The organism is Halorhodospira sp. 9622 (genome assembly GCF_022228025.1).
Lineage (GTDB): Bacteria > Pseudomonadota > Gammaproteobacteria > Nitrococcales > Halorhodospiraceae > Halorhodospira > Halorhodospira halophila_A.
Map to the genome: position 1 here is coordinate 1 of NZ_JAJNRE010000006.1, position 13,452 is coordinate 13,452.

A 13,452-nucleotide genomic window follows, 5' to 3' on the forward strand; every position below is an offset into this window, starting at 1 on the left:
CCCTTGGGCCCCGCGTGGTTCCTAGGCGCCCCCCAGCAACCGGGCGAGTCCGGCGAAACCCTCCTGACCGCACTTGGCCCCGGCCACCTGATTGGCCCGGCACAGCGCCCGCTCCGGCGCCTGGCCGCGGCTCAGGGCGTCGATCAGCCCGGCATTGAAGCAGTCGCCGGCGCCCACCGTATCCACCACCTGCGCCGGCGGCCAGGCCGGCTCGTGGTGGAGAGTGCCGTCGCCGCGGCGCAGCCAGCCGCCGTCGGCGCCCCAGGCGCAGAAGGCCAGCCCACCGCAGGGCATCCCGGCCAGGAAACCCTCTGGATCGGCGTGGCCCGTGGCCTGCGCGTAGGCGCGGGCGTAGATCGCCACGTCGGCCGCCGCGGCCAGGGCGTGGATCTCCGGGCGGGGCTTCTCGAGTTCCACCGAGATCGGCAGCTGCGGCGCCCGCGCCCGGGCATCCCGAATCATGGCCCGGGTGGCCGCAACATTGCGCCCCTCGAAGTGAAGCCAGTCGACACCGTCCAGGGGCAGCGCAGCGAAGTCCGCGGCGGCAAGCTCAGGGAGATCGCGGTGGTGGACAATGGTCCGCGAGCCGGTGGCACGGCTGACCGTGATGTAGGAGACCGGGGAGCGCGCGCCGGCGCACACCGGCGCATGGCGATAGTCGATGCCGCGCTCGGTCAGTGCTGCAGCGATCCGTGCGGCGTCGGCATCGTCGGCCAGGACGCCGAGCCAGCGGCCGTGGTGACCGAGTTGGGCGAGCACATCCAGGGTATTGGCGGCGTTGCCGCCGCGGGCCACGCGCTGGGCGATGGCCCGCACCTCGTCGTCCTCGGCCGGATAACGTTCGGTGGTATTGATGACGTCGAGGGTGGCGATCCCGACGGCGAGGATCGTCGGCATGATTCGACTCCTTGCGACCGTCTCTCTTGGCGGCTGACCCAGCGGCAGGGCACGGGCGGGATCAGTCGCTGCCCTGCTCCGGATCGCGCCCAAGCAGATCACCGAGCCCGGCGAAGGGCGTGTGCGTCGCCTGGGGAGCGGCGCCGCGCCCCTTCTTGCGCGGTGCTTCCGGGCCGGTGGCCGGACCGATCTCGCGCTGATGCTCGTGGTCGTGGCAATAGAGGCACAGCAGCTCCCAGTTGCTGCCGTCCTCCGGGTTGTGGTCGTGGTTGTGGTCGATGTGGTGGACGGTAAGCTCGCGCACGTTGCGCCGGTCGAACTCGCGCCCGCAACGGCCGCACACCCAGGGGAAGAGCTTCAGCGCCTTCTCCCGGTAGCCGCGCTCGCGCTCGGCGCGCTCCTGCTGGGCCCGGGCGACGATGGCGTCCAGGCGTTTCCCGTCGGACTGCCCCATGGCTGACCTCCCTGATCCGGCTCGATGTACCTGTAGCACCGTCTATGGTAGCCACCCCTCCCCGGCACCGCCACGCCGCCGCGGCGGGCCGGGGCCGTCGGCCGCCCCTGCCGCCCGCGGGGCTCAGCCGGTGATGTAGGGGGTCTGGCGCAGGTAGCGATCCTCGCTCAGCTGATCGAGCAGGAAGGTGGCCACATCGGCTCGGCTCACCGAGCCGGCGCCGGTCTCCCGGTCGGTTCCGGCGCGCCACTGCCCGCGGGCCGGACGGTGGGTCAGCCGCCCCGGGCGAACCACCACCCAGTCGCGGTCGCTGTCGCGCAGGATCCGCTCGAGACGCTCCTTGTCCATCATCAGCTCCTTCATCAGGGCACGAATCAGCAGCCGGAAGACCACCGAGACCTGGGCGTAGCTGTCACCGACCCCCATGGCCGAGATCGCCACCACCCGGGGGACACCCTGCTGTTGCATCGCATCGACGATCACCCGGGTGCCCTCGCTACACAACCGCGGCGGGTTGCGCCGGGTCTGCCCCAGGGCGATGACCGCGCCGTCGCAGTCGTAGAGCGTCCGCCCCACGGCCTCCGGGTCGAGCACGTCGCCAACCACCACCTCGACCCCAGGGAGTTCCGGTACCCGGTCCGCGCTGCGCGCCAGCACCCGACACCGCCATCCGCGCGCCAGGGCCTGGCGCACCGCCTCGGCCCCGACGCCACGGGTCCCACCAAACACCGCAATCTTCATGGACGATTCTCCTCCCCTTCCCGATTCCACTGTGGTACAGTCCACCCGTGTTTGCAGAGGCGCCCCCGAAATTGGCGCCCCAGGTTACCGCCCGACGCTCCTGCGTGATCCCGGCCCGGTACCCTCGAACCGGTCGTGGATCGATCCGCCAAGGCCTTTCCTCGATGTTCCTTTCACTACCGGCGCTTGCGTCGGCGCCTTGGCGTGTCCTGATTCAGGAGTGTCTCTATGACCTTTGATAACCTCGGCCTCTCCCAAGAACTGCTCCGCGCCGTCGCCCAGCAGGGCTACGATCAACCGACCGCCATCCAGGCTCAGGCCATCCCGGCGGTACTCGGCGGCGGCGATGTCATGGCCAGCGCCCAGACCGGCACCGGCAAGACCGCCGCGTTCACCCTGCCGCTGCTCCAGCGCCTGACCGACACCGCTCCGCAGCAGGGCCAGCGCCGCATCCGCGCCCTGGTGCTGACCCCCACCCGCGAGCTGGCGGCGCAGGTCAGCGCCAGCGTGGACACCTACGGCCGCCACCTGCCGCTGCGCTCCACGGAGATCTACGGCGGCGCACCGATGGGCAAGCAGACTGCCGCGCTGCGCCGTGGGGTGGACATCGTGGTTGCGACGCCGGGCCGGCTGATCGACCACCTGGACCGGGGCAACGTGGACCTGCGTCAGGTCGACATGCTGATCCTTGACGAGGCCGACCGCATGCTCGATATGGGCTTCAAGCCGGCCATCGAGCGGATCCTGAAGTCGGTGCCGAACCACCGGCAGACTCTGCTCTTCTCGGCGACGTTCTCCGGCGCCGTGGGCGGCCTGGCGCGCCGTTTCCTCAACGATCCGACGGTCATCGAGACCGGCACCGCCAATGCCGCCGCCGAGGCGGTGGAACAGGGCGCCTACTTTGTGGATGCCGGGCGCAAGCGCGAGCTGCTCACCCAGCTGATCAATGACGGCGACTGGCGCCAGGTGCTGGTCTTCACCCGCACCAAGCGCGGCGCCGACCGCCTGGCCGAGCAGCTGGAGCGCGAGGGCATCCGCTCGCAGTCGATCCACGGCGACAAGAGCCAGGGGCAGCGCGGCCGGGCCCTGGCCGCGTTCAAGCGCAAGTCGGTCCGCGCCCTGGTCGCCACCGATGTGGCCGCCCGCGGGCTGGACATCGCCGGCCTGCCCCACGTGGTCAACTACGATCTGCCCAACAACCCCGAGGACTACATCCACCGCATCGGCCGCACTGGTCGCGGCGGGGACAGCGGGGAGGCCTGGTCGCTGGTCGGCGGCGAGGAGCGCGGCCAATTCAAGGCCATCCAGCGGCTGGTCAAGCGCGAGATCCCGGCGCAGATCGCCCAGGGCTTCGAGCCGGCCCGCCGCGGCGGCGGCAACCCCGGGCGCGGCAACCCGCGCCGCGGTCAGGGCGGGCGTCCCGGGCGCGCCGCCTGACGCCGGCAACCGGCACCCGCAGACCGGGTGAAAGGGGGGTGTCGCCGCGGCGGCACCCCCCTTTTTTGATCCCCACTACCCAGGCGCTGACCGCTAGGCGTCCTTGACACCCTTGGCGGTGGGCCCCGGGTGCGCCAGCCCTGCCGCCTGATCCAACCGCGGATGACCCTGGCGGAAGGTGTCGCGCAGTCGGCCGCTGCCGTCGTCCTGAGCATCGAGGGCCTGCAGGGTCCCGGTGACCAAGTGGATGGCCGCCAGCACATCGCCGGTGTGGCCGCTCTCCGAAATGGTGTGCATGTTGCGCACCGGGATCCCCAGCGAGGCGGCGGTGCAATCGACGTTGCCGAGCACTCCGGCCATGCCGTCGGTGCCGGTATCGCGACCGCTGACGTCGCGCTGGACAGGGATCTCCTGCTCGCTGGCCACGCGCTGGATCACGGCGTTGAGCTGCTCGCTGGCCACGGCACCGACGGTGTAGGTCACCCCGGCCCCCATGGTCAGCGGCTGGAAGCGCTTGTCCGAAACCCCGGGGGCGGCAACGTAGTCCTGGTCCACGTCCACGGCGATCAGTGCATCCGGGCGCAGCTCGCTGGCCAGTACGCGGCTGCCGAAGCGGCCGATCTCCTCGTAACTGGCGATGGCGAAGAGCATGCGCACGTTGCGGGCGCCGCCGGCCTGGGCGATCTGGTGCGCAGCCTCGGCAGTGGTGAAGCACCCCAGGCCGTTGTCCAGGTAGGCCCCGTAGAAGGTGTCCGGGCTGAACCCACGGCGGATAGGCCGGTTGAGGAGGATCGGGTCACCGGGGCGGACGCCCAGCCCCTCGACCTGCTTCTTCTTGTTCTCGCCGTGGACCTGCAGCTCCAGGTAGAGCTGCTCCTTCTTGACGCCCTTACGCCCGGTGCGGGTCTCCTCGTCGGCGAAGTGGATGGCCCCTAGGGCCTCGATCGTGCCGCCCTCGATGCGCCGGTAAGCACCGGGGTTCTCCGGGGCCTCGCTGAACAGGGTGACCTCGTGGCCGATCAGCGTGCCGGGCAGGAAGGAGTCGCTGTCGATCCAGACCTTGCCGTCGTCGCCGATGCTACGCACCTGCATGCGGATCTTGTCGGCGTGGCCGACCACCATCACCTTGAACAGGTCGTCCCGCCCCGGGTGGGTATCGAGGACGATCCCGGCGTGCCCCTGGAACTGGTGCACGCGCCAGTCGGCAGGCGCGAACGAGTCGAAGTACGGCTTGAGCACCCCGTAGGTCATGGCCCCTTCGAGGCCAACGGGGCTGGGCGCGGCGAGGACGTCGCGCATGCGCTGGAACTGCTCTTCGGGCATGGACTGGGTCCACGGCTTGCTGGACTGGGACATGGGCCTCCTCTCGCGTCTGGCTATCGGATTGCGTGATACTGGTCGCCAGGCTCACACCATAGCGCAGCTCAAGCCGTGGCATCGAACCGCAGATACGCCAGTGCCGGACTCGACGTCGGCACCTCCGGGTGCCGGGCGGCGGTGGTCGACCACCAGGGCGGGGTACTCAGCCGCGCCCGGGCCGAGTGGCCGGACGGCGTCATGCCCGCCGATCCGGAGACCTGGTGGGTGGTCGCCCGCTCGGCCCTGGCCCGGGCCGTGGCCGAGACGCGGCGACCGGTCGGCCGGGTGGCCGTGGACGGCACGTCCGGCACCGTTGTCTGGACCGCCACCGATGGCACGCCACTGACCCGCGCTATGCGCTACAACGAGCCTGCCGCCGGCACCTGGGCGGCGGTGGTCGCCCACCAGGCGCCGGCGACGAGCGGCGCCCACGGCAGCAGCTCCGGCCTGGCCCGCGCCCTGCACCTGGCCGCGCTCTACGGGTTGCGCGGCCCGTGCCAGCTGCTGACCCAGACCGACTGGATCGCCGGGCGGCTGTGCGGGCGTTTCGACTGCACCGACGAGAACAACGCCCTGAAGCTGGGTTACGATCCGGTCAGCCGGTGCTGGCCGGACTGGCTCCAGAGGGTACCCCTGCCCGACGACTGCTTGCCCGCCGCTTTCGAACCGGGCACCGCCATCGGCACGATCCGCGCCGAGGTGGCCCGGGCCACGTACCTGCGCGACGATTGCCAGATCGTCGCCGGCACCACCGACTCCATCGCCGGTTTCCTGGCCACCGGTGCCCGCGTCGGCGGAGAGGCTGTCACTTCGCTGGGCACGACGCTGGCCCTGAAACAGGTGAGCCGCCAGCCGGTCTTCGCCCCGGAACACGGGGTCTACAGCCACCGCCTGGGCGATCAGTTCCTCGCCGGTGGTGCCTCGAACTGCGGCGCTGGCATCCTGACTCGCTACTTCAGCCAAGCGGAGCTAGAGGCCCTGAGCGCCCGGCTTGACCCGGACCACGACACCGGCTTGGACTACTACCCGTTGCCAGCCGTCGGCGAGCGCTTCCCCTACGCCGACCCGCAGCTGCAACCGCGACTGGAACCCCGTCCCGAAGACCCGGTCCGCTTCCTCCAAGGGCTGATGGAGGGCGTCGCCGCCGTGGAAGCCGAGGGTTATCGCCGACTGCAGGAGCTAGGCGCACCGGCGCTGGAGCGCGTGATCACGGTGGGCGGCGGCGCCGCCAACCCGGCATGGACGCGGATCCGCAGCCGCTACCTGGGCGTGCCCGTCAGCGCTGCCGAGGAGGCTGAGGCCGCCGTGGGCGCGGCCCGGCTGGCCGGCGGGCTGATCGACACCTAGCTGGAATACCCGCCCTGTCGACGACGCCCGGCCGGCTCCAGGCTGCCGTCCGTGAAGGCGCTCGGGTAACGGCGCAGCACCTCGGGGCCGTACTCCCGGGCGCGCCGCTCGTCGTCCCGCTTGCGGTACGGATCGAACACCCGCCCCGGCGGCAGCGGCTTGCGCGGGTCCATGTACCAGCAGTAGAAGTCCCACTCCTCCTGCAGCCGCCCCAACGGCACACTGAGGTGATTGTCCGGGCGGAGGGCGCTGAACCCGCCGAAATGACCGCCGTAGGACCCCGGACTGTACTCGGGGATGACCTGTAGCTCCTGCCAGGGCACCTCGATGTATTCGCCTTCACCAACCGGCGGGAGGGAGACGGTCTGGTTGCGACGATCGAAGGTCACCGTGTGCGGGGGCCGCTTGCCCCGGCGCATGCGGATATAGCTGCGCAACTGGCGCAGGGCGATGGCCAGGGCATACGCCGGCAGGAAGGCCAGCAGCAGGGAGAGGAGAGCAAGGGCGCCCATCCAGATCGCAAACTCCGATGGGTATTCAGCTAGAGCCATGTGGGCTGACAAGCTGGTCAGCGCCACGAATAAAACTAGGTACGCAACCGCCAGAATCAAGGGAAACGATACCGTATTTCCAGCATCGCATTTACAAACCACTTGTACATGGTTCTCATTGGCCACCACAAAAACCGGCGCCTCTTCCGGCGCCCGATCCAGCACCGGCCAAGGCGGCAGACGATCCGCATTCCTGACCAACCAAGGATTTGAAGCCGAACGGCGCGCCAGCCAACGGCTGATCAACGGCGGCCGGTAGAATGTCAGTGCCATCGAGCCCTCCCTGTCACGCCCCCGTCCCCTGATCGCCCGCCGCCCGGGTAAGTACCTCCTCCACGGTGAGGGCACGGGCAAGCACCGCGGCCTCGGCCCGGCCGTGCCAGGCGGGTACCGGCACCCGGGCCACCCAGTAGCGAGGTCTCCCGTCCGCCTCGGGCTCCGGCAGGGAGTCGTCACCACCACCACCGGCCGCCGGCGCCACCCGCTGGCGGACGAGGAAATACAGCTCGCCGCGCCACCCCGCCGGGACCGACACCTGGTCCCAGGAGAGCGTCAGGCTCAGGGCGCCCGGCGCCCCCAGGGGCTCCGCCTCAAGGAAGGCGGGCGGCAGCGGGGTGAGCTCTCCGCCAGCGCCGCTCTCGGGACAGCGCAGGACCCGGCACTCCAGGCGGTCCCGCCGCCAGACCACCCCCTCCAGGGTCAGGCGGACCTGACGCAGGCCACCGCGACCGCCCAGCTGCTGGCTGTACTCGGCGGCCACCCGCAGCGGCGGCCGGTGCAGGACCCGCTGCCACCAGGCAGCCACGGCCGGCCAGTCGTCCCAGCTGCCGACTTCGGCGGGCCGCCGGGGCTGCGGCCCGGCCTCCACCGCCCGGGCGACCCAGGCCCACCCCGGATCCCCGGCCGACGCCCCCAGCCGCTGCCGTGACGACGCCGTGAAGGGGCCATTGCGGCAGAAGTCAGCAAACCGGGAGTCATTAAGGAACGAAGCTACCCCTGAGAAAGCGATACCCGTTACCAGCAAGCCCACACCAAGCAGACCTGCCCCGGAAATCCACAACATGCCTGCGGCCCCGTAGGAGACACTCGCTGCAGTCCACGCTCGAGCGGCGGGTGCGTCGTCGCGACTGTGCCTTTGGAGACTCAGGCCTGCCGCATGAGCAGCACTTGCAAAAGCTGCGGCCGCACCCAGATAAGTGGTCAGCGCTCCAAGCCGCTCCATGCGCGCGTACCGCGGGTCCCCCAACGGGATCCGCGGCTTCAGATAGGCCAACCGGGTCTGGGCCAGGAGCTCGGCCAGGGTCAGGGAGGAGGCTACGGCCCCGGCGATGTGGTACCAGTCCTCGGTGCGGGTCTGGCGCACGGCCTGGCCGATGTTGATCAGCTCCAGGGCGCCGAAGACGCTGCGCAGTGCGTGGCCGCCGGAGCTGGTGGAGAGGCGTTCGGCCAGGTCGGCCAGGCGTCCCTCCGGCATGCGGGTGGAACGCAGCTCGCGGACGCGGACCTCCTCCTCGATGCGCAACTCGGCGGCGCGCGGGCTGCCGAGGATCTGTAGCGGGCCATGGCCAGCATCGGCGGTGACGGCGTGGTAGTCCGGGGTGCCTGCGGCAAGGATGCGGAAGCGCCGCTCGTGGCCCTGGTGCTCGATGCGCAGGGTCCGGGTCTCGCCACCTGCTGGCGCCCCGGCCCGGCGCTGGAGCTCGGCGAGCGGGACGCCATCAAGGTCGGGTGCCGGGTAGCTGACCGTGGTCACTTCCAGCCCGGCCAGCAGGGACAAGCCGGGCAGCTCGCGGAAGCGCCGGGTGATGCGCAGCACGTGCTCAAGGGCGTCCCCCTGGTAGGTCACCGGCTCGGCAAAGGTGCTCAGCAGCAGGTACAGGACCTCCGCCGCATCGTCGGCGGTCACCGCACGGCGCTGCTCGGCCAGGTCGCAGCAACGCTCCCCCGCCTGGAGCCGCCGCGGAGCCCGGGCGAGCTGGATTTCCAGATCCCGGGTCGGGCGCGGCAAACCCGACCCCCGTGCCCCGGCGCCCAAGGCCAGGGGCTCCGCCGGCAGCAGGCGCGCCGCCACCCGGGCCAGCCCGGCCGGCTCGCCCTCGGCAGCGAGGACGGTGCGCAACAGGGCACGGGCCTGCTCCAGGTCGGCGGTGTCCGCCTCGCCCTCGGCCTCCGGGGTATCGCCGATGTGGCCGTCGGCTGCGTCTGCCGGCACCGCCAGCTCATGGAAGTGCACCCCCAGGGCGGCCAGGCCCTCTAGGATCCGCCGCGGGCTGTTGTCGACGTAGTCCGCCAGGGCGTCGGCGTAACGCTGACTGCCGAGCAACGCCAACCGCTGGCGACGTACCCGGCGGAGGGCGGCGCGGAGCTCGCTTCGCTCGGCCACGCCGAGCAACCGTTCGAGAAACTCGCGGTCCGGCGACCGCTCGCCGGGACCCAGGCGCTCCTCTACGAAGGCCAGCCGGAAGGTCCCCGCCGCCACCGCGTGGAGCGACTCGGCCGCCGCCAGCTGCTGCTCATCCACCTCGGGCGTCGCCCCGGCGGCCAGACGCTCCGGGTCGGTGCCGGTCTGCAGCCCGACGACCAGGGCCTCGAGATGATCCGCCAGCGCCGCCTGCTCGCGGGCCAGCCGACGCGCCTCACCCAGGGGATCGTCGAGGTAGAGCACCGCCAGGCCGTCGTCGGCGTAGGGGCTGAGGTCCTCGCGCACCGGTTCGGACTCCCCCTCCTCGGCCTCGGCGTCGCAGAAGGCGCCGCTCGCACCGATCCGCCCCGAATCGCCGGGCCCGGTGTCGGCCCTATCGGCAGGATCGATCGGGAAGAAGCGGTCCTCGGCGGGCGGCTCGGCATCCGGCGGCGCTGCGTCGTGGGCACCGGCACGGGGGTCATCAGGGGCAAGCCCACCGGCGGCCGCTACCCGCGCCCAGGGCAGCTGCACGGCCGAGAACAGCCCCTCCAGACTCACCGGTGCGCCCCCGACGCGCATCGGCAGCAGCAGCACCGGCCGCCCCTCGCCGCCCGGGCGCCGCACGTCGCCGCGCTCGTAGGCCAGGTTGACCTCGTGGAGGCGCCCGCGGGGATGGACGTAGCACTCGCGCCACAGGTACCGCCGGCCGCCCTCCCGGCGGAACAGGTAGAGCCAGCCGCCGAAGCCGAAACCGGCGTCCCGGTGGCGCAGCTCGGCGTTGCGGGCAAAGCGCACCAGGGTGGGCATCAGGACCGTAGGCGGCGAGGCGGCGGCCTCCGCCTCGTCCTCCGGGAGCCAGACCGGCTGCTCGGCCCCACGGGTGAGGGGGATCTTGCAGAACCCGTGGTGCCGGTCGGCGTCGATCAGGCTCAGCCTCAGCGCACCGGGGCCCTCCGGGAGCTCCTCGATCCGCGCCACCCACCCCTCGCCGTCGTGGACGCTCCAGCGCAGGGCCCGACTGCGGAACCAGTCGTCCTGCTCGGGCTCGGCCACCACCTCCCCGGGCAGAGGGGCATCGGGTCCGCCGCAGATGTCGACGCGCGTCTGCGGCCGGGGGTGGGAGGCCGGGGCCGGGTCGCCGCCGGCCAGGGTGCTCGGCGGCAGCTGCTCCTGAAGCAGCGGGGCCGGCGGGGTGTTCTCGTGATTGGCTACCATCGGGTCGAGGGCCCGGGCCACCGGCATACCTTCGACGAAGACATCCGGCGAGCCGCTACCGGGGAGGAAGGTGGCCGGCCCGGTGATCGTCCCGGAGACGGTGCCCCCTTTATCGCCGCCCTCGTCACCGCGGGAGCGCGCGAACTGCGAGCCCTCGGTACAAACCGGGTGCCCCTCGACGAAGACCGTGCCGGCGGTGGCCGCGGCGTCGCGAGACTCGGCGACGTTGAGATAGGGGATCGACACCGTCGAGCTGCCCACCGTAGTGCGGCAGACGTCGGTGGTCAGCAACTCGCCGCCCGAGCCGGCGTGCACCAGGGTGCGGCCATTGGCGGTGACCGTGGGCCGGCTCATGCGGATGCCTCCCCGCGCGACCCGCCAGCCTCTCCCCCACCTTCGCCGGGTCGTCGCAGTTCCAGGGCGCCGGCAACTCCGCCGCCCACGGCCGTGAGGAGAACCCGCTGCGGGCCTGACGCGACGCGCAACAGACCGGCCGCCGCCACCAGCTGCAGGGGCAGCGTGGCGGCCCCGGCGAAGCCCAGGGCCCGCCAGACGAGGTGGCGCGCCGCGACGGGCTCCCGGCGCAGAGCGGGCACTAGGCGGCGCGCGTTCGCCCAGGCGTGGCGTTCGGCCGGGGTCCGGCCGAATCCGTGGAGCTCGGCCCGGTCGCCGCCCTCCTCCGCCTCCGGCACCGCCGTCTGGAGCACCCGTTGCCAGGCTCCCGGCTGCTCCGGCGGACCGCCCAGGGCAAAACGCCGGAGCCGCACATCTGCCGCCCCGGCCCCGCGGTCACCGTGCAGTAGCAGGAAGGCGGCACCATCCGCGGCCGCCGGCCCGTCGACGGCAGGGAGACACTGGCGACGGACCCTTGGGTCGGCGCAGGCGGCCGGGGCGGCACAGGCATCCAAGCCACCGATCAGGATGCTTGTCAGGCGGCGCTCGACCACCGCCTGAACGGCGCGGTGAAGCAGCTGCAGGGGCGCCATCGCCCCCTGCGGCCGCCACCAGCGGACTCGCCGCAGGGCCGGCACCCGCTCTACCAGCTCCCCGACCAACCGGTCACGCCGTGCCCAGCACGCCCCGGGCCGGTGCGGGCCCGGCGGCAGGAGCACTGCCGCCGCGGGCTCCGCTGTCGCCAGCCGTTCGCGGAGCCGGGCCGCGCTGTCGCCGAGCAGGCGCTCCATCCGTGCCGCGTAGCCATCGCCCTCCCGGGCCGGATCGCTGAACACCGGGATTGGCTCCTGCGGCGCCTCGCCGAGGACCTCGGGCTGCGCGATGCGGTGGCCATCAACCACCGCGCAGGCCAGGGTGGCGGGATCGGCGCCGGCGGCGTGCTGGACAGCCAGCGGCTGGACGAACACGGCAGCGGGCGTGGTACGGCTCATCGCTCACCCCTTTCCAGGCCACCAGTGTCCACGCGCAGCGCCCAGCCCGGCCCCGGCGATGGCTCCGCCAGCCAGCCCCGCCAGACGACCCACACCCGGGCAGCATCGGCGTCGATGCCCAGGGTGTCGGCGTGCACCGGTACCCGCCGCCCACGCCCGGGCCGGCACAGGGTGACCTGCGGGCCACCGCCGGGCAGCCGCCAGGTGACGGTGCGCTCCGGCTCCGCATCCGGGATCACCCCCTGCAGACGGATGCGCTCACCGCCCTGCAGTGGGGCAGCGATGCGCTGATCCGCAGGGGCGGCGTTCCAGGCATCGGGATGCGGTAGGCGCCGGTAGCGCAGCCGGCCCTGCCGGTAGGCCTCGGCGTCCAGCTGGCCGAAGCGCCGGGCCCGGGGGGCCCAGGCGGCGGCCAGCGGGCCGAAACCAGCCGGGGCCCCGCGCCGGGTCGCGCGCTGACCATCCCACAGCAACCGGGGCTGCGGCCCGGCGGCGGCACCCAGCCACACGGTCCGGTGCCCCCGCCCGACCGGATTGCGGGCATAGCGCCGATGCCGGGGCCCACCCGGTGGCCCGCCGTAGGCCAACTCGTAGGTGAGCGGCACCGGGAGCTCCAGGGGCCGGGGCGGGCTGGACCCGCGCGGCGCCCGCTCGCCGACGGCCCAGACCCGCTTGGGCGCCAGGCAGGGCCGGCCGCCGGCGTCCTCGACGCTCAGGCAGGCCGTCGCGCAGTCCTGGCCCGGCGGCGGCTGCACGGCACCGTGAAGCAGGCAGTCGCAACCCTGCTTGAAGGGGACGCACTCGGAGGCAGCCACCGGCGCACTGTCGGCGGGATCCCCGGCGTAGCGCTCGGCGGGCTCCAGCGCCGGTGGTGCATCGTCGAGGTGCAGCGCGCCGGCCGCCCCACCGCGGAAGAAGCCGGCCTTGACCGCCACCACGATCCCCGGGCGCCCAGCGGCGTCGAGGTCCGCCCAGGCGCGCGCGTCCAGCGGCCCCTGCACCGAAACGGACAGCATCGGCGCAGGCCTCAGTTGATGGCGACGCGTGCCCCGCGGATGCGGTACTCGCCGCGGGCCCGGGTCTCTACCGCCTCGGCGTCGATGCGGACGGTGCCGTCGGCACCGAGTTCCAGCTCGGCGCCGGCCACCTCCAGGCGGATGCCGCCGTGCCCGCCCCGCAGCAGGTAGCTGCCGTCGGGGCGCCGCTCGAGCGCGGCGCGGGGCGGCTCGTCAGCGTCGGCGAGGGCATGGACTAGGTAGAGTCCCCGATCGGCCGGATCGAGCAGCGCCACCACCCGATCGCCGGGCTTGAGCGAGGCCAGCTCGCGGGCGTGGCCGGCCACCGGCCATTCGCTGATCCCCTCCGGGGTGTCGACGGCCACGCGGGTGGCCCGGCCCTGCGGCGTGGTGGTGAGAACCTCCGCCCAGCAGGCGGCGGTGGCGGCGTACAGCCCCACATTGGCGGGGCCAAGGACCGGTTCATCTTCCATGACGAACGTTCTCCTGTGCTATCCCATCCCTGGTTGCAAGCTTTACGGAACACCCACCGCCCGTGCGCCGTCAACAGTGCAAAACGTAAGGATTCTCCCCGGGCGGTAGACCCACCTCCCGACAGGAGGCAGACTCTCGTCCGGCGAGCCGCGACCCACGACTGCCCGGAGCC

At 72.5% G+C, this 13,452-nt stretch carries 11 protein-coding genes; 2 read left to right on the plus strand and 9 right to left on the minus strand.

The window, feature by feature from the left end:
- Window positions 1–21 precede the first annotated feature (21 nt).
- The 3 genes from LRG07_RS04720 to LRG07_RS04730 all read right to left on the minus strand — a co-directional run bounded on the left by LRG07_RS04720 (window position 22) and on the right by LRG07_RS04730 (window position 2,092).
- Complete coding sequence (locus LRG07_RS04720; protein WP_238641891.1) at window positions 22–897, minus strand: PfkB family carbohydrate kinase; 876 nt, start codon at window positions 895–897, stop codon at window positions 22–24.
- Between the two features lie 61 nt (window positions 898–958).
- Complete coding sequence (locus LRG07_RS04725) at window positions 959–1,351, minus strand: YajD family HNH nuclease (RefSeq protein WP_201169506.1); 393 nt, start codon at window positions 1,349–1,351, stop codon at window positions 959–961.
- Between the two features lie 123 nt (window positions 1,352–1,474).
- A complete protein-coding gene (locus LRG07_RS04730) occupies window positions 1,475–2,092 on the minus strand; it encodes an NAD(P)-dependent oxidoreductase (RefSeq protein WP_238641892.1) in 618 nt (205 codons plus the stop codon).
- 228 nt (window positions 2,093–2,320) lie between these two features.
- On the opposite strand from LRG07_RS04730, the gene LRG07_RS04735 reads away from it, so the two are divergent.
- Complete coding sequence (locus LRG07_RS04735) at window positions 2,321–3,529, plus strand: DEAD/DEAH box helicase (RefSeq protein WP_201169509.1); 1,209 nt, start codon at window positions 2,321–2,323, stop codon at window positions 3,527–3,529.
- Between the two features lie 93 nt (window positions 3,530–3,622).
- Here LRG07_RS04735 and LRG07_RS04740 read toward each other — a convergent pair whose 3' ends face one another.
- Window positions 3,623–4,885 carry a M20/M25/M40 family metallo-hydrolase gene (locus LRG07_RS04740; RefSeq protein ID WP_238634777.1) on the minus strand — a complete coding sequence of 421 codons (1,263 nt, stop codon included), beginning with the start codon at window positions 4,883–4,885 and terminating at the stop codon, window positions 3,623–3,625.
- A gap of 75 nt (window positions 4,886–4,960) precedes the next feature.
- On the opposite strand from LRG07_RS04740, the gene LRG07_RS04745 reads away from it, so the two are divergent.
- Entirely contained in the window at window positions 4,961–6,235 is a 1,275-nt protein-coding gene (locus LRG07_RS04745) for an FGGY-family carbohydrate kinase (RefSeq protein ID WP_238641893.1), read from the plus strand.
- On the opposite strand, the gene LRG07_RS04750 is transcribed toward LRG07_RS04745, so the two are convergent.
- The 5 genes from LRG07_RS04750 to LRG07_RS04770 form a co-directional block, all read right to left on the minus strand.
- Complete coding sequence (locus LRG07_RS04750) at window positions 6,232–6,747, minus strand: hypothetical protein (RefSeq protein ID WP_238634776.1); 516 nt, start codon at window positions 6,745–6,747, stop codon at window positions 6,232–6,234. The two genes, LRG07_RS04745 and LRG07_RS04750, sit on opposite strands and share 4 nt — an antisense overlap.
- Window positions 6,748–7,072: 325 nt before the next feature.
- Window positions 7,073–10,759 carry a PAAR-like domain-containing protein gene (locus tag LRG07_RS04755; RefSeq protein ID WP_238641894.1) on the minus strand — a complete coding sequence of 1,229 codons (3,687 nt, stop codon included), beginning with the start codon at window positions 10,757–10,759 and terminating at the stop codon, window positions 7,073–7,075.
- Complete coding sequence (locus tag LRG07_RS04760) at window positions 10,756–11,790, minus strand: hypothetical protein (protein ID WP_201169524.1); 1,035 nt, start codon at window positions 11,788–11,790, stop codon at window positions 10,756–10,758. Before LRG07_RS04760 ends, LRG07_RS04755 begins: the two co-directional genes overlap by 4 nt.
- The gene (locus LRG07_RS04765) at window positions 11,787–12,806 is read right to left on the minus strand and encodes a DUF2169 domain-containing protein (protein ID WP_201169527.1); all 1,020 of its coding nucleotides are present in this window, start codon (window positions 12,804–12,806) and stop codon (window positions 11,787–11,789) included. Before LRG07_RS04765 ends, LRG07_RS04760 begins: the two co-directional genes overlap by 4 nt.
- A gap of 11 nt (window positions 12,807–12,817) precedes the next feature.
- Window positions 12,818–13,279 (minus strand): hypothetical protein, encoded by a 462-nt coding sequence (locus LRG07_RS04770; RefSeq protein ID WP_238634774.1) that lies wholly within the window; start codon window positions 13,277–13,279, stop codon window positions 12,818–12,820.
- Window positions 13,280–13,452: the final 173 nt, after the last annotated feature.